The organism is Actinomadura graeca (assembly GCF_019175365.1).
Lineage (GTDB): Bacteria > Actinomycetota > Actinomycetes > Streptosporangiales > Streptosporangiaceae > Spirillospora > Spirillospora graeca.
In genome coordinates this window covers 4,137,781-4,152,695 of sequence record NZ_CP059572.1, presented here as the reverse complement: position 1 = coordinate 4,152,695, position 14,915 = coordinate 4,137,781, and the positions used below count along the sequence as shown (strand labels likewise).

Sequence of the window (14,915 nt, the reverse complement as noted above, 5' to 3'; positions counted from 1 at the left end):
GGAGGGTCGGGGAGGGAGCCGGACGGGGTCAGGGACCGGCGGGCCCGCTGACGGGGACCGGGTCGCGGCGGCCCGCGCGGACGCGGCCGCGCAGGAGCGGGCGTTGCCCCGGGCGCCGCTGCCGCACCGTGAGCAGGGCCACGATCACCGACCCGTAGAGCACCGCGTCCTGCCAGGCGGTGGCGCCGTAGCCGCCGACGTAGCCGGTGACCAGGCCGAGGATCACGCTCCCGGCCGCCGCGGGCAGATAGCGCCAGCGGCCCACGGCGGCGCCGATGAAGCCGAAGATGCCGAGCGGCAGCACCTCGTGGGGGCTGACCGCGATCAGCGGGGCGAGCAGGATCCCGCCGACCGCGCCGAACAGCGCCGCGATGGTGAACGCCGCGAGCCGCATCCGGTGCGGGTCGATGCCCACGACCCGCGCGCCGGTGGCGTCCTCCGAGCAGGCCCGCAGCGCCTTCCCGAGGACGGTCCGGTGGAACATCACCCACGCGGCCCCGAACATCACGGCCGTGCCCGTCCAGAGCAGCAGGGCATGAGGGACGGCGGTGGCCCCCAGGATCCGGATCGTGCCGGTCGGCAGGAAAGCCGGTGCCGTCCGCGCGTCGACGCCCCACACGTACCGGAGCGTCTCGGCGATCACCAGGGCCGACCCGAGGGACATGACGATCGGGCCCGCCTCGCCGCGGGCCGTCCGCGGGTTGAGGATCACCCCGTACAGCAGGAGTCCCAGCGCGAGGCAGACGGCCAGCGCCCCGCCGACGGCCAGCGGGACGGGCCAGCCGAGGTCGCCGACGAGGCTGATGTAGGTCATCGCGGAGACGACCACGAACGCGCCCTGGGCCAGGTTGTAGATCCTCGCCACCTGGAACAGCACGGTCCAGCCGAGGGAGATCAGCGCGTACACCGCTCCCATGCTGAGCCCCGCGAACGTGAGCTGGAGCAGGGTGGTCATACGACGCCTCCCAGGTACGAGGCCACGACCCGCGGGTCGTCGCGGATCTCGGCCACCGGTCCCGACATCGCGACCCGCCCGTTCTCCAGGACGACGGCGGTGTCGGCCACCTGGAGCGAGCCGGTGACGCTCTGCTCGATGAGCAGGACGCCGACGCCTTCGTCGGCCAGGTCGCGGGTCTTGCCGAGGATCGTCCGGGCCGGCAGCGGTGACAGCGCCAGGCTCGGCTCGTCCAGGACGAGGAGACGGGGCCGGGCCATCAGCGCCCGGCCGATGGCGAGCATCTGCTGCTCGCCGCCGGACAGGTCCCCGGCGGCCTGCCGTAGCAGCGGCACCAGCTGGGGGAACAGGTCCAGGACCCGGTCCAGGTCGTCCTTGCGCCCGGCGGCGGGCCTCCGGTACGCGCCGAGCGCGAGGTTGTCGCGGACCGACAGCCCGGTGAACAGGTGACGGCCCTCGGGCACCATGACCAGCCCGAGCGGGACCCGCCGATGGGCGGGCAGCCCGGTGATGTCGGCGCCGTCGAGGCGGACCGTCCCGCGGGCGGGGGACAGCAGCCCCGCCGCCACGCGGGCCGTCGTGCTCTTGCCCGCGCCGTTGGCGCCGAGCAGGCACGTCACGCTGCCCGCGGTCACCGTCAGATCGACGCCGTGCAGGACCGTCGCGCCGTCGTATCCGGCGTCGACGCCGTGGAGTTCGAGTCGCTCAGACACCGATGTACGCCTCTATGACGGCGGGGTCGGCCCGGACGGCGTCCGGTGCGCCCCGCGTGAGCACGGATCCGCGGACGAGCACGATCACGTCGGACACCAGCTCCATCAGGAACCCCAGATGGTGCTCGATGACGAGCGCGCTCCCGCGGTGCCGGGCGAAGTAGCGCCGCAGGTCGCCCAGCAGCACGTCCCGCTCGGCGTCGGTCAGCCCGGCGGCGGGCTCGTCCAGCAGCAGGAAGCCGGGACGGGACGACAGGGCCCGGGCGACCGCCACGAGCCGCTGCTGCCCGGCGGTCAGGTCGTCGACCGGCGCCGCGGCCAGGTGGCCCACGCCCACGGCGGCCATGGCCTCCTCGGCGTGGTCGCGGAGGCGGATCTCGTCGCGGCGGAGCCCGGGTGCCCGCACCATCGCCCGGAGCATCCCATGGGTGCCGAGCCGGTGGGCGCCGGTCATGACGTTGTCGAGGACGGTGTGGCCGTGGAAGAGCCGGGCGTGCTGGTAGGTGCGGGCGATGCCGTGCCCGGCGATCCGCTCGGTGGAGAGCCGGTCGAGCCGCGTCCCGCGCCAGCGGACGGAACCGGACGTGGGCCGCACCGTCCCGGCGATGCAGCCGACCATGGTGGATTTGCCCGCGCCGTTGGGGCCGATCAGGCCCACGACGGCGCCCTCGTCGATGCGCGCCGTGACCGAGCGCAGGGCGTGGACGCCGCGGAAGCGGACGTCGAGACCGTCGATCTCAAGCATGCCCGTGCCTTTTCGGCAGGCGCCGCACGGCGGGGACGGCCCGCTCCGCCAGCCCCGCCAGTCCCGCGGGCGAGAGCGCGTAGACGACCATGAGGGCGAGCGCGGTGAGCAGCGGAGTGGACAGCGTGCCGCCGAGTTCGGGCAGCGACAGCAGGAACCCCAGCGCGACGAGGGTGCCGAAGACGCTCCGGTATCCGCCGAGCAGGACCGCGACGAACAGCGTGATCGAGTGGTCCACGCCGAAATCGGCCGGCGAGACGAACTGCGAGTAGTGCGCGTACAGGCTGCCCGACAGTGCGGCCATGGCCGCGGCCAGCACCCACATCGCGGTCTTGTACCGCAGCGCGGGGACGGCCAGGCCGCGGGCCGCGTCCTCGTCGGCCTGCACGGCGCGCGCGGCGCGTCCGAACCGCGACGCGGCGAGGTTCCGCCCGACCAGCATGCACAGCGCCACGGTCGTCCAGCTCGCCACGAAGAACGCGGTCTCGCCGCCGAGCGTCACCCCGAACGCGCCGAGCGGCGGGATCTCGGAGATCCCGTCGTTGCCGTTGGTGACGGGCGTCAGCGTGACCTCCAGGTGCAGGATCAGGTGGCCGAGGGCGAGCGTGGCGAGCGCGAGGTACCAGCCCCGCAGCCGCAGGATCGGCGCGGTCACCAGCGCCACCGCGACCGCGATCACGACCCCGGCGAGGACGCCGAGGAGCGGGTGCCCGCCGTGCTCGGCGGTCACGACGGCGCTGGCGTACGCGCCGATGCCCACCAGCCCGGCCTGCCCGAAGGTGAACTGCCCGCCCAGCCCGGCGAGCAGGGAGACGCCGACCCCGGCGACGCCCCAGATCCCCGCCAGCGTGAGCAGGCCGATGTAGGCGGTGGACCCGAGGAGCGCCGGCACGGCGGCGACGAACAGGGTCAGTGCGGCGAACTGCCACCACCCGTCGCCGGACGGCCGGGTCCGGGTGTTCCCGTCGTGGGTTTTCAGGGCCGCTCACCCCCTTCCTTGCCTGGTAGCGCGGGCGATGACCGGCGCTGCGATGTGATTGCAGCGACAGTCGGCTCTGGGGGGCGGAACCGCAACCGAGACTTTCCGGCCCACGGAACGTCGTCCGCTGTTCAGCGGCGGAGGACGCGGTGCGGTGGGTGCTACGCGGTGGGCGTTACGCGGAGGGGGCGTGCGAGGCGGTGGCCTGCTCGGTGTACCAGGCGGCGATCTGCGCGCGCGAGGTGAAGCCGAGCTTGGTCAGGATGTGCTCGACGTGGCCCTCGGCGGTGCGCGGGGCGATGACGAGCGCCGCCGCGATCCGCTTGTTGGTCATGCCCTGGGCGACCAGCCGCGCCACCTCCCGCTCGCGGGGGGTCAGCTCCGGCGCCGCCCCGGCGGGCCCGGACGGCGCGGACGGTCCGGACGGCGCGGCCGCCGCCTGGCGGGGCTCCTCCAGCGCGTACGCCATGAGCGCGTCGTGGCCGCACCGGCCGCCCTGGGCGAACGCGCGGTCGAACGCGGCGCCCCCCAGCGCGTCGCGGGCGCCGTCCCGGCAGTTGCGGTGGTGGACGGCCAGATAGGCGTGCCCGGCGAGCGGGGTGCCCGGCCGCTGCCACAGCTGCTGGAGGCCGCCGAGCAGGAACGCGGCGCGCTCGGCGCGTCTCTCCTCGGCGGCGATCCAGGCCAGCACCTCCAGCCCGTACGCGGCGCCGAGCTGGTCGTCGTCGGCCCAGTGGAGCCGGATGCTGTGGCGGGCCTCGGCGTCGGCGCGTCCCGGATCACCGGCCAGCCACATGATCACGCTCAGCGCCCAGCGGCCGTACGCCTCCAGGCGGCGCGAGCTGTTGCGCTCGGCCAGCGTCTGGAACTCCTCGGCCAGCGCGCAGGCGCGGCCGATGTCGCCGAGCTCGGCGACCACCAGGCCCCGCCGCACCAGCGTGATCGCGAGGCCGACCCGGTCGCCGGCCGCGCTGTGCGCGGCCTGGGCCCGCTCCAGCAGCTCGGCGGCCCCGGCCACGTCGCCCTCCGCCATCGCCAGGTGCCCGGTGAACTGGGCGACGTGGGCGAGGACCCACTCGTCCCGGAGCCGTGTGCCCAGCGCGCGGGCCTCCTCCAGCATCGCGGCCGCGCTCGCGTGGTCCTCCTGGATCCCGGCCAGCCACCCCGCCGCGACGAGGGCGCGCGCCCGCTCGGGGGTCGGGGACCTGTCGGCCGCCAGGAGCAGGTCCAGCCGGCGCCTGCCCTCCCGGACGAGCCCCACCGCGCGCCAGCCGAACCACAGCGAGGCCGCCAGCCGCAGCCCGGCGTGGTCCGGCCCGTCCTGCCCCGGGCCGTGGCCGTCGGCGCTGAAGTCCAGCGCCGCGCGCAGGTTCGGGAACTCGGCCTGGAGGCGGTGCACCGCCGCGACCTCCTCGGCGGTGAACCACTGGTCCGCGATCCGCTCGGCGAGCCGCTGGTAGTGGTCGCGGTGACGGCGGCGCAGCCGCTCCTCCTCGCCGGACCCGGCCAGCCGCCGCCGCCCGTAGTCGCGGATCATGTCGAGCAGCCGGTAGCGGGAGCCGTCGCCGTCCTCGCCCACCCGCGCCACGATCGACTTGTCGACGAGGGCGGACAGCAGCCCGGCGACCCGGTCGCGGTCCAGCCCGTCGCCGGAGCAGACGTCCTCGGCGGCCTGGAGGCCGAAGCCGCCGGTAAACACCGAGACCCGCGCCCACAGCCGCCGCTCGTCGGGCGAGCACAGGGCGTGGCTCCAGTCGAACAGCGCCTCCAGCGTCTGCTGGCGGGGCTCGCCGACCGCCGTGCCGGTGCGCAGCAGGCCGTACCGCTCGTCCAGCCGCTCGACGATCTGCTGCGGCGTCAGCGCCCGCATCTTCACCGCCGCCAGCTCGATGCCCAGCGGCAGCCCCTCCAGCCGCGAGCACAGCCGCGCCACCGCCTCGGCATTGTGATCGTCCAGGGTGAAGCCGGGTGCCGCCGCCGTCGCCCGCTCCACGAAGAGGTTCACCGCCTCGTAACGCGTGAGGTCCGCCGGTGCCGCGGCCGCCTGCCCGGCGGCGGGCACCGACAGCGGCGCCACGGCGACGACGTGCTCCCCCGGCAGGCCGAGCGGCTGGCGGCTCGTCGCGAGCACGCGGACACCGGGGGAGGTGCGCAGGAGCGCGGCGGCCAGCCCGGCGGACGCCTCCAGCAGGTGCTCGCAGTTGTCCAGCACCATCAGCAGCCGCCGGTCCGCCACATGCTCGGCGAGCGTGTCCACGTTCCAGGCGGCGGACCTGTCGCGGAGGCCGAGGGCGGCCGCGGCCACCTGGGCGATCAGCGCCGGGTCGCGCAGCGCGGCCAGCTCGACCAGCCAGACGCCGTCGGGGAACGTCCGGCGCAGGTCGCCCGCCACCCGCTGGGCGAGACGGGTCTTGCCCACCCCGCCGACACCGATGAGCGTCACCAGCCGCGCCTGGGGCACCAGGCGCTTGATCGCCACGGCTTCCCTGCGGCGACCGACGAAAGTGGTGAGCTCCAGCGGGAGATTGCCGTCGGATCGTCTGACTGCTGCCGCCAACGTGTCGTCCCGAGCGTCGAGGACTCCCTACACCAGCGAAAGTATGCGTGAGAAAGCCGCACGTCAATGCGTTCCCGCCGGTAGCGGGCCCGGCGGACGGCCAGCCTACCCCGCCCGCACGTTCACGCACGGTTCACCGGATCTCACGCGGAGTGAACAGGTAGGTCCCTGCGTAGTTCCCCCCATGCCGCAGGTCAGACGCTGCAGGAGAGTCGGGTCATACGCGCCGGACGGCCGTAGGAGCAGGACCGGATCGGAGGAGCCCATGCCGGCCTCGAACACCGCCACCGTGGCCCACGCCGCGCCGCCGCCCCTGGCCGGGGCCGTGCGCGGACCGACCCCCGCCGGCCCTCCGGCGGACGGCGCCGACGCGGACCTGCCCGCGTCGGGATCGGTGGGCAAGGCGCTCGCCGTGCTCGGCGCCTTCACCCCCGAGCAGCCCTCGCTGGGCGTCTCAGAGGTGGCGCGGCGGGCCCACATGCCGAAGTCGACCGTCCACCGGCTGCTGGCGGCGCTGGTGGACGGCGGGCTGATCGCCAAATCGGGCACCCAGTACTCGCCGGGCCCGCTGCTGACCGAGCTCGCGGCCCTGACGAACCGTCCCGACCTGCAACGCCTGCGCGAGGCGGCCCTGCCCTACCTGCTGGACCTCTACGAGCACGCGCACGAGATGGTGCACCTGGCCGTCCTCGAAGGCATCGACGTCCGCTACGTGGAGAAGATCTACGGTCACGAGCGGGCCCGGTGCCCGTCCCGCGTCGGCGGGCACGTCCCGGCCGCCGCCAGCGCGCTCGGCAAGGCGATGCTCGCCTTCAGCGACACCGAGACGGTGGTCAGGGCGAGCCGGCGGCTGCGGCCCCTCACCCCGTACACGATCGTCACGCCGCACGCGCTGGCCGCGGAGCTGCGCGCCGTCCGCGAACGCCACGTGGCCTACGACCGGCAGGAGAACACCCTGGGGCTGACCTGCGTCGCCGCGCCCATCCTCGGCTGGCGCGGACGGGTCGTCGCCGCCGTCTCGGTTTCCGGGCCGGTCCACCGGTTCCGCCCCGCCTCCTGCGCGACGGCCGTCCGGAACGCCGCCGCCGGGATCGCCAAGCAAGCCCATCTCCTGTGACCCGCATCCCCGAGGAGCGCAGCGTGCCCGACCTGCCGACCGACACCGCCCCGGACCGCGCGTTCGCCGTGTGGCTGTCCACGCCGAACGTGGCGGCCGCCGAGATCGCCTCCCAGGCCGGTTACGGCGCGGTGATCCTGGACATCGAGCACGGCGCGTTCGACCTCGCCGCCCTCGACCGCTTCGTCCCCTTCCTACGGGCCCTCGGTGTCGAGGTGCTCGCCAAGGTCCTCGCCCCCGAGCGCGGGCCGATCCAGCAGGCCCTGGACTTCGGGGCGGACGCGGTCGTCATCCCCCACGTCCTCGGCGTCGAGCACGCCCGCGAAGTGACCGCGTACGCCAAGTTCCCCCCTCTCGGCGACCGGAGCTTCGCGGGCGGCCGGACCACCTCCTACGGCGGCTACGACGACCCGTGGGTGCACCGCCAGGACCGCGGCACCCGCTGCCTCCCCATGATCGAGGACGCCCGCGCGCTGGAGCAGGCCGCCGAGATCCTCGCGCTCCCGACGGTCGACGGCGTGTTCGTCGGGCCGTCCGACCTCTCGCTGCGCCGCGGGCGCGGCGCGTACCGGCGCGACGACGGCGACTTCGCCGACCTGGCCCGGATCGCCGACGCGGCGGCCGCCGCGTCCAAGCCCTGGCTGTTCCCCGCCTGGAGTGAAGAGGAGCAGGTCTTCGCCCTGGAGCACGGAGCCGACCAGATCGCTCTGACCATGGAGTTCACCGCCCTCGGCGACGGGCTCCGATCGGCGCTGGCCCAGGCCAGGCGCCTCACCGCGAAGGAGGAGGCACGATGCTGACGCTCGCAGCCGGGCAGTTCGTCACGCGGGTCGCGGCACTGGACGACGCTCCTGCGCGCCCGCGCCATCGAGAACACCGTGGTCCCGGCGTGACGTTCCGGGATACGGATCACGGTGGTTGCGCCACCGGCGCGGGCCTTTGAGACTGCGCGGACGGCAATGGCTGAAAGGGATTGTGGCGATGGGTGAAGTCAAGGCACTGGGTTATCTCGGTTTTCACGCCACCGACATGGCGGCGTGGCGGACCTGGGCGACCGACCTCCTTGGCATGCAAGTGGCCGGCGCGCCTTCCGAGGCGTCGGAGGACGCCCTTTTCCTGCGCATGGACGAGCGGGGATGGCGCCTGGCCGTGGAGCCCGCCGAAAGCGACGGCCTGGCGTACACCGGATGGGAGGTGGGCGACCCCGCGGCACTGGAACGCCTGGTCGACGACCTTGCCCAGGCCGGTGTGAAGGCCGTCGAGGACCCCGGCCTCGCCCGACGCCGGAACGTCGAAAGGCTGGTCAGGTGCACCGACCCCGACGGTAATCCGCTTGAGTTCTTCTGCGGCGCCTACATCCCCGAACAGCCCTTCGTGTCGCCGCTGGGCGTCACGTTCGTCACCGGCGACTTCGGTCTCGGGCACATCCTCCAGAACGTCGCCGACGCCGAGGCGGCCAAGCGGTTCTATCTTGACGTACTCGGCTTCCGGCTCAGCGACATCATCGAATTCGGCCCGAACAAGGTGCATTTCACCCGCGTGAATCCCCGGCACCACAGCCTGGCCTTCGTCCAGGTGGACCAGCCGCCGTCCCTCGGCCATTTCATGGTCGAGGTGAGCGACCTCGACACGGTCGGCCGGGCCCTGGACAGGGTCAACGCGGGAATGGCGCGGCTCACCGAGACCCTCGGCAAGCACACCAACGACCACATGGTGTCCTTCTACATGATGAACCCGTCCGGCTCCCAGGCCGAGTACGGCTGTGCCGGACGGCTCGTCGACGAGACCAACTGGAAGATCAACACCTACAGCGCCACCGCGTACTGGGGCCACAAGGTCCCGGGCAGCGAGTACTCGGCGGACGGCCCCGTCTCCCCGCGCGTCCCGGCGTGACCGTGCACGGCCTCCTGGGCGACCCCGCCACCGGCCGCACGCTCGGCGTCGACGGCGCGCGGATCCACTACCACGACGTCGGCGACGGGCCCGTGCTGATCATGCTCCAGGCGTTCGGCCCCCTCCCCGGGACGACCGCCTGGCTGACCTACCACAGGGTCGTCGGCACCCTCGCCGCCACTTACCGCTGCATCCTGATCGACTATCCCAACTTCGGCCGCAGCAGCCCGGTGGTGTTCGACGAGCCCGTCCACGACCTCTACGCGCGGACCACGTTCGCGGTGATGGACGCCCTCGGCATCCCGTCCGCCCCGGTCATGGGCGTCTCCACCGGGGGCACGGTGGCGCTGACCATGGCCCTGACCGCACCCGATCGCGTGCGGGCCCTCGTCATCGGCTCGTGCGAGGCGTCCACCGGCGGCGACCCGCCCCTCCTCGCGCCCTTCCCGAGCGAGGTCCACCGGCTCTTCGAGGACTGCCAGTCCGGCCTCCCGGACCCGGGCCGGATCAGGCGCCTGCTCACCGGCATCGTCCACGACCCGGCGCTGGTCACCGACGAACTCGTCACGGCCATGCACGACCTGCGGGTCTCCGAACCGGAGCACGCCCTCGCCTGGGCGCGCTCGCGGAGCGTCCCCCACACCAACCTCGCGGCGCTGGCGACCCTCGCCGACATCCCCGCCCTCGTCCTGCACGGACGCCACGACCGGATGGTCCCTCTGGAGCAGGCGCTGCGCTTCCTCGGCCACCTCCCCAAGGCCGACCTGGTCGTCCTCAACGAATGCGGCCACTGGCCCACCGTGGAACGCCCGGACGCCTACCTGGACCACGCCCGGACCTTCCTGAACACCCTCGCCCCCCGCTGAACATCCACGCCCCCCGCTGCGAGCTGTGCATGGGGACAGCGAGGGGCGGAGGATTTTGGGCCGGTGCCCTAGACACGGGAGTTTCGTGTTGGGCACCGTGAGGATGGCGCCTTCAGGTGCGATCCGCGCCGCCCCGATCCAGGGAGGGTCCGTTGGCAGACGAGCCTCCGCCGCGGGAACCCGACGCCCCGGTCGCGCATGGCAGCATGCTCGACCTGCAACGCGAGCTGGTGGAGTGCCTGACGCTCGGGCAGGGGATGGCCGCGCTGGTCGCCCTGCTCCGCCGCCGCCTGGACGCCCCGGCCGCCCTGATCGACCTCCGGGGCAGCGTGCTGGCCCAGGCGCCCCGCCGCGCGGCCTGGCCCGTCGAGGCCCTGCGTGCCTGGCAGCCGGGGGGCGGGGCCGTGGTCGAGGGGCTCACAGTCGTCCCGGTCGAGCTGGAGGGCGACGTCGTCGCCCTGCTCTGCGCGGCGTCCGGACCCGCCTGCCTGCCGGTCCTGGGGTTCGCGGCCAACGTCGCGGCCCTGGAGCTCGGCCGGCTGCACGCCATCCTCACCGGGCGCCGTGAGCTGGCCGCCCAGCTCTTCCACGACATCATCACCGCGTCCATCCCGGACTGGGACACCGAGCGCCGGCTGCGCGGCTTCGGCGTCGACACCGGCCAGGCGAACCATGTGATCCTCGGCGCCGCGGACTGCTCGCCCAAACGGCTCCAGAAGTTCCCGTGGAACCTGCACGCGCTGCTCGCCCAGCGCAACGAGCCCTACGTGCGGGCGTCGGTGCAGGGCCGCCTCATGCTCCTCGTCCCGGCGGGGGAGGAGATGGAGCGGATCGCGCGGCTCACGCTGGGGCATCTCGCGCAGCTCGGCCCGGACGCGCGGGTCGGGGTGAGCGGCGCGCACCAGGGCGTCAGCGGCGTCCGGCTCGGCTACTACGAGGCGCAGGACGCGTTGCAGCGCGGTCCGGGCGTCAACCACCGGGAGCAGATCAACCTCGGTGCCGCGCTGCTGTGCGCCAACCTCGACCTGCCGATGTACGAGCTGGCCGCGATGGCGATGCAGCCGCTCCTGGACTACGACGAGCAGCACGGCGGCCGGCTCGTCGACACGCTGCATGTCTACCTCAGCCATGACTGCGCCACCGGCCCGGCGGCCGAGGAGCTGTTCATCCACCGCAACACGATGCGGTACCGGCTGGGCCTCATCGAGCGCATCACCGGGCGGGACCTGTCGTCCTTCGGCGACCGGATCCACTTCTGGCTCGCGACGACCGCCCTGCGGCAGGGCCGCCGCCCCCAGTAAGGCCGCGCACGGTAGGGCACCGTGACAGGCCGCACCGGGCAAGACTGTCCGGCGGCACATGGCCGCTCCGCCGCGATCTCGCGATTCTGCTGGTACCGAGACGCCCAGACACCGAGGAGCGGTTGATGAGCAGTGGCACGGATCGGCCGGTCACGTTGGAGACCGCGGAGATCCTGGAGCGGGTCGACAAGCTCGGGCCGGCCATCGGGGCCGCGGCGGACACCATCGAGCGGGAGCGGCGGCTGCCGCCCGAGCTGCTGGAGCGGCTTCGTGAGGCCGGGGTCTTCCGGATCGCGTTCCCGCGCGGCTGGGGCGGGCCGGAGATGCGGCTGGAGGACCAGCTCCGCATGATCGAGTCCATCTCGCGGCACGACGCCTCCGCCGGGTGGACGGTGCAGATCCTCGCCGACAGCGGCTTCTACGCGGGCCAGCTGCCGGAGGCCGTCGCGCGGGAGGTCTTCCCGTCGATCGACCTGGCGACCGCCGGGGCCTGGATCCCGCCCGCACGGGCCGTGCCGGTCCCGGGCGGCTACCGGCTGACGGGCAGGTGGCCGTTCGGCAGCGGGGTCCGCAACGCCGACCGGGTGCTGTGCGGCGCGTTCGTCTACGTGGACGATGAGCCGGTCCGCGACGCCGACGGGGCGATCCGCGAGCATCTGGCGTTCCTGCCCGTCGACCAGGTCACCCTGCACGACACCTGGCACACCACCGGGCTGGCGGGCAGCGGCAGCACCGACTACTCGGTGGACGACGTCTTCGTCCCCGAGGAGCACCTGTTCACCCTGCGCTACGAGGGACGGGGGGACCTGCCCCCGCTGACCCGCAGCGCCGACGTGCTGGCCCTGAACGGGCTCGGCGTCGCCCTCGGCCTGACCCGGCACGTCCTGGACGAGCTGCTCGACCTGGCGCGGACCAAGGTCGGGCCGGACGGCAGGCCGATCCGCGAGGAGTACCGGGTGCTGGCGGGTTACGCCGAGGCCGAGGCCAAATGGCAGGCGGCGCACGCGTACGTGCACGACGTGGCCGAGGAGTTCTCCGAAGCGCTCTGGGCGGGCCGTGTGCTCTCGGCCGCCGAGCGGGCCAGAGGGCTAATGGCGGGCGTGCTGACGGCCGACCTGTGCCGCGGCTCGGTGCTCCAGGCGCTGGAACTCGTCGGGTCGAAGGCGGTGTTCTCCAGCGGCCCGTTCGACCGGCCGCTGCGCGATCTGATGACGATCTCCCGGCACATCCTGCACCAGCAGAAGTCCTACGAGATCGCCGGGAGGCTGCTCATCCAGGGCGCCGCCCGGCACGTGTTCGCCTGAGGAGGGGATCGGTGATGTCGATCGAGGCCGCCCACTTCCGGCGTGTGCTCGGGCATGTGCCGACCGGTGTCGCGGTGGTCACCGCCGCCGCGCCCGCAGGGCCCGCTGGGTTCGTGGTCGGGACGTTCACCTCGGTGTCGCTGCGGCCTCCGCTGGTGTCGTTCTGCGCGGACGTGGGTTCGCGGGCGTGGACGGCGATGCGGGACGGGACGCGCTTCGGCGTCAACGTGCTCGCCGCCGACCAGAGCGGGCTGTGCGGCCGGTTCGCCCGTCCACCCGCCGAGCGGTTCGACGGGGTCGGGTGGTCGCCCTGCGCGCACGGGCTGCCGCGCCTGGACGGGGCGCTGGCCTGGCTGTGCTGCGCGCGCTTCTCGGTGCACCGGGCCGGTGACCACGACCTCGTCCTCGCGACGGTCGAGGAGCTGGAGGTGCTGCGGGACGCCGACCCGCTGGTGTTCCACCGGGGGTCCTACTCCCGTCCGGCGACGCTCTCCGGGGCGTCCTGAACACGGGATCACCCGTGCGGCAGGTGGGGGACGGCCCGGCAGCCGTCCCCCACCGGCTCAGCCCAGCAGGCGCTTGCCGAGCTTGGTGATCTCCTGTGCCGAGGGCGGGGCGAACAGCACGATCCGCTCGGCGCCCAGCTTCGCCAGCCGGTCCCAGACGGGCGCGCCCGGATCCCACCGGGGGTCGTCGACCGGCTCGTGCGGCCCGGTGTGCGCCACGACCCGGAATCCGCCGGTACGTCCCGCCTCCGTGAAGGCGGCTCGCGCGACCTCCACGAGCTCCTCCAGCGGCCGGGCATGGTCGCCGAACCCGTCGAGCGGGCAGGCGACGCCGTCGGCGACCCGCCCGGCGAGCGCCGCCGTCTTCGGCCCGAACGCGCCGACGATGAGCGGCGGGAGCGGTTCCGGCCGCAGGAGGCCGTGTCCCTCCAGCGACCACACCCGCCGGAGCCCGGCGATCCACGCCGCCGTCCCGGCGCGGCGCTGCGGGTCGGGCGGGGGCGTCCGGCCGAGCGAGAACTGCTCGCGGGCGAAGGGGCTCCGCCGCCCGGTGCCCGAGCCGATCCCCAGCCAGAGCCGCCCGCCCGACAGGTCCTGGAGGGACGCCGCCGCGACGGCGGTGGTCCCCGCGTCGCGGTTGGCGTAGTTGAGCACCATGGAGCCGATGTCCACCCGCTCGGTCCGCGCGGCGGCGGCGGCCATCATCGTCCAGCACTCCTGGTTCCAGGCGTCCGGCCCGACGAAGGCCGCCCCGAGCTGGTCGGCGAACGCGACGGCCGCGAACCCGGCCTGCTCGGCGGCGACGGCGGCGTCCACGACGTCCCGGGCCCGGGCGCTCTCACCCGCGATGCAAAGGTCGATCTTGGTCATGCCACCCGAGTGTCGTGAACCGGGGCGCGCCCCGCCATGGGCCCGGGACCAGCGGCTTCGGCGAAGGCTGGTCCGCGGGACAGTGCCTCAGCGGCGGCCCGAGCCGTCCGCCGCGCGGCCTCCGCGCCGCGGGCCGGTCGTCCGCATGTGCTCGTCGGACAGCCCGAACAGCGTGCCGCTCGGATCGGTGAGCAGCGCGTACCGGTCGAACGGCGAGGTGTCGGGGGGTATCCGCATAAGGCCGCCGAGCTCGACGGCCCGCATCGCCTCCGCGTCGACGTCCTCCACGTAGAAGTAGGGCACCCAGTGCGGGGCGATCGGGCTCGGGTGGAACTCCCGGACGTCCAGCATCCCGCCCAGGGAGAGGCCGTCGGGTGTGGACAGGCCACGGAAGTCGAAGATGTCGTCTTCGACCGGGCGGATGCCCGCGCCGAGCACCGCCGAGTAGAAACGCTCGGCCAGCGGCAGATCGTCGGTGGCGAGCTCGCAGTGGTACGGGCACCGCTGCGGACGCACCTGGCCCGGGTCCGACTCGACCAGCCCGAACACGGCCCCCCGGGGATCGGTCACCATCGCGCCGGGACGGCCGTCGAGGTCCACCGGACGGGCCACCCGGGGCGCCCACGGTGCCACCGCCTCCAGCGCCGGGTCCAGCGCCGCGACGCCGAAGCACACCGTCCAGTGGTCGGCGGGCGCACCGGCGACGGGCGCGCCGCCCGCGTCGAGGATCTCCCCGAACGCCTCGCCGCCGGGCCGCGCCACCCTCAGGCCCCCGGCCCCGCCGTCCTCGAACGACCAGTCCAGGAAGGCCCGGTAGAACGAGGCGGCCGCGGACGGCTCCGACGACGCGAGAACCAGCCAGGCAGGACCCGTCGAAGGCTTCATACGCACCGTTCAAGGAGAGGGGCTTGCGGAAGGGGAGCGGGGTGGGGCGTTCCCCAAGCCCACGGGCCGCCCCCTCCTTCCCGCACTGTAGCGGCACGGTGCCGCGTGGGCGCTGTGCCGCCGCCCAACCGGTCCCCGCAAGGCTGGTCGGGCGCACATGGCCTGGTCACCGGCTCGCGATGCAGCATTCACCACACCATCAGCCCCGCCCCGCCCAGGCGGGA

The 14,915-nt window shown here is 74.0% G+C and carries 14 protein-coding genes; 7 read left to right on the top strand and 7 right to left on the bottom strand.

The window, feature by feature from the left end:
* Positions 1–28: 28 nt before the first annotated feature.
* The 5 genes from AGRA3207_RS18230 to AGRA3207_RS39835 all read right to left on the bottom strand — a co-directional run bounded on the left by AGRA3207_RS18230 (position 29) and on the right by AGRA3207_RS39835 (position 5,871).
* A complete protein-coding gene (locus AGRA3207_RS18230; RefSeq protein WP_231335888.1) occupies positions 29–955 on the bottom strand; it encodes a branched-chain amino acid ABC transporter permease in 927 nt (308 codons plus the stop codon).
* Positions 952–1,668, bottom strand: a complete 717-nt coding sequence (locus tag AGRA3207_RS18225; protein ID WP_231335887.1) for an ABC transporter ATP-binding protein — start codon at positions 1,666–1,668, stop codon at positions 952–954. The genes AGRA3207_RS18230 and AGRA3207_RS18225 overlap by 4 nt, the downstream gene beginning before the upstream one ends.
* Entirely contained in the window at positions 1,661–2,413 is a 753-nt protein-coding gene (locus AGRA3207_RS18220; protein ID WP_231335885.1) for an ABC transporter ATP-binding protein, read from the bottom strand. The genes AGRA3207_RS18225 and AGRA3207_RS18220 overlap by 8 nt, the downstream gene beginning before the upstream one ends.
* Positions 2,406–3,305, bottom strand: coding sequence for a branched-chain amino acid ABC transporter permease (locus AGRA3207_RS18215; RefSeq protein WP_231335883.1), 900 nt, complete (start codon positions 3,303–3,305; stop codon positions 2,406–2,408). The genes AGRA3207_RS18220 and AGRA3207_RS18215 overlap by 8 nt, the downstream gene beginning before the upstream one ends.
* Positions 3,306–3,567: 262 nt before the next feature.
* Positions 3,568–5,871, bottom strand: a complete 2,304-nt coding sequence (locus tag AGRA3207_RS39835; RefSeq protein ID WP_273700052.1) for a LuxR C-terminal-related transcriptional regulator — start codon at positions 5,869–5,871, stop codon at positions 3,568–3,570.
* 343 nt (positions 5,872–6,214) lie between these two features.
* Between AGRA3207_RS39835 and AGRA3207_RS18200 the strand changes: the two genes are divergently transcribed.
* The 7 genes from AGRA3207_RS18200 (at position 6,215) to AGRA3207_RS18170 (ending at position 12,936) form a co-directional block, all read left to right on the top strand.
* Entirely contained in the window at positions 6,215–7,066 is an 852-nt protein-coding gene (locus tag AGRA3207_RS18200) for an IclR family transcriptional regulator (RefSeq protein WP_231335881.1), read from the top strand.
* A gap of 23 nt (positions 7,067–7,089) precedes the next feature.
* Entirely contained in the window at positions 7,090–7,866 is a 777-nt protein-coding gene (locus AGRA3207_RS18195) for an HpcH/HpaI aldolase family protein (protein ID WP_231335880.1), read from the top strand.
* Positions 7,867–8,047: 181 nt separating this feature from the next.
* Positions 8,048–8,959 (top strand): VOC family protein, encoded by a 912-nt coding sequence (locus AGRA3207_RS18190; protein ID WP_231335878.1) that lies wholly within the window; start codon positions 8,048–8,050, stop codon positions 8,957–8,959.
* Complete coding sequence (locus AGRA3207_RS18185) at positions 8,956–9,825, top strand: alpha/beta fold hydrolase (protein ID WP_231335876.1); 870 nt, start codon at positions 8,956–8,958, stop codon at positions 9,823–9,825. The genes AGRA3207_RS18190 and AGRA3207_RS18185 overlap by 4 nt, the downstream gene beginning before the upstream one ends.
* A gap of 152 nt (positions 9,826–9,977) precedes the next feature.
* Entirely contained in the window at positions 9,978–11,126 is a 1,149-nt protein-coding gene (locus AGRA3207_RS18180) for a PucR family transcriptional regulator (protein WP_231335875.1), read from the top strand.
* Between the two features lie 125 nt (positions 11,127–11,251).
* Positions 11,252–12,430 carry an acyl-CoA dehydrogenase family protein gene (locus AGRA3207_RS18175; protein WP_231335874.1) on the top strand — a complete coding sequence of 393 codons (1,179 nt, stop codon included), beginning with the start codon at positions 11,252–11,254 and terminating at the stop codon, positions 12,428–12,430.
* A 14-nt stretch (positions 12,431–12,444) separates the two neighbouring features.
* Positions 12,445–12,936, top strand: coding sequence for a flavin reductase family protein (locus AGRA3207_RS18170; protein WP_231335873.1), 492 nt, complete (start codon positions 12,445–12,447; stop codon positions 12,934–12,936).
* Positions 12,937–12,993: 57 nt separating this feature from the next.
* On the opposite strand, the gene AGRA3207_RS18165 is transcribed toward AGRA3207_RS18170, so the two are convergent.
* Positions 12,994–13,806: an LLM class flavin-dependent oxidoreductase gene (locus AGRA3207_RS18165; RefSeq protein ID WP_231335872.1), complete on the bottom strand. Its 813-nt coding sequence runs from the start codon at positions 13,804–13,806 to the stop codon at positions 12,994–12,996.
* A gap of 87 nt (positions 13,807–13,893) precedes the next feature.
* Entirely contained in the window at positions 13,894–14,691 is a 798-nt protein-coding gene (locus AGRA3207_RS18160; RefSeq protein WP_231336312.1) for a VOC family protein, read from the bottom strand.
* Between the last annotated feature and the right edge of the window lie 224 nt (positions 14,692–14,915).

Excerpts from the sequence above, each read along its gene's own strand:
- AGRA3207_RS18170 (WP_231335873.1), top strand. The coding sequence starts at position 12,445 with ATGTCGATCGAGGCCGCCCACTTCCGGCGTGTGCTCGGGCATGTGCCG.
- AGRA3207_RS18230 (WP_231335888.1), bottom strand. The coding sequence starts at position 955 with ATGACCACCCTGCTCCAGCTCACGTTCGCGGGGCTCAGCATGGGAGCG.
- AGRA3207_RS18165 (WP_231335872.1), bottom strand. The coding sequence starts at position 13,806 with ATGACCAAGATCGACCTTTGCATCGCGGGTGAGAGCGCCCGGGCCCGG.
- AGRA3207_RS18160 (WP_231336312.1), bottom strand. The coding sequence starts at position 14,691 with ATGAAGCCTTCGACGGGTCCTGCCTGGCTGGTTCTCGCGTCGTCGGAG.
- AGRA3207_RS18190 (WP_231335878.1), top strand. The coding sequence starts at position 8,048 with ATGGGTGAAGTCAAGGCACTGGGTTATCTCGGTTTTCACGCCACCGAC.
- AGRA3207_RS18220 (WP_231335885.1), bottom strand. The coding sequence starts at position 2,413 with ATGCTTGAGATCGACGGTCTCGACGTCCGCTTCCGCGGCGTCCACGCC.
- AGRA3207_RS18175 (WP_231335874.1), top strand. The coding sequence starts at position 11,252 with ATGAGCAGTGGCACGGATCGGCCGGTCACGTTGGAGACCGCGGAGATC.
- AGRA3207_RS18200 (WP_231335881.1), top strand. The coding sequence starts at position 6,215 with ATGCCGGCCTCGAACACCGCCACCGTGGCCCACGCCGCGCCGCCGCCC.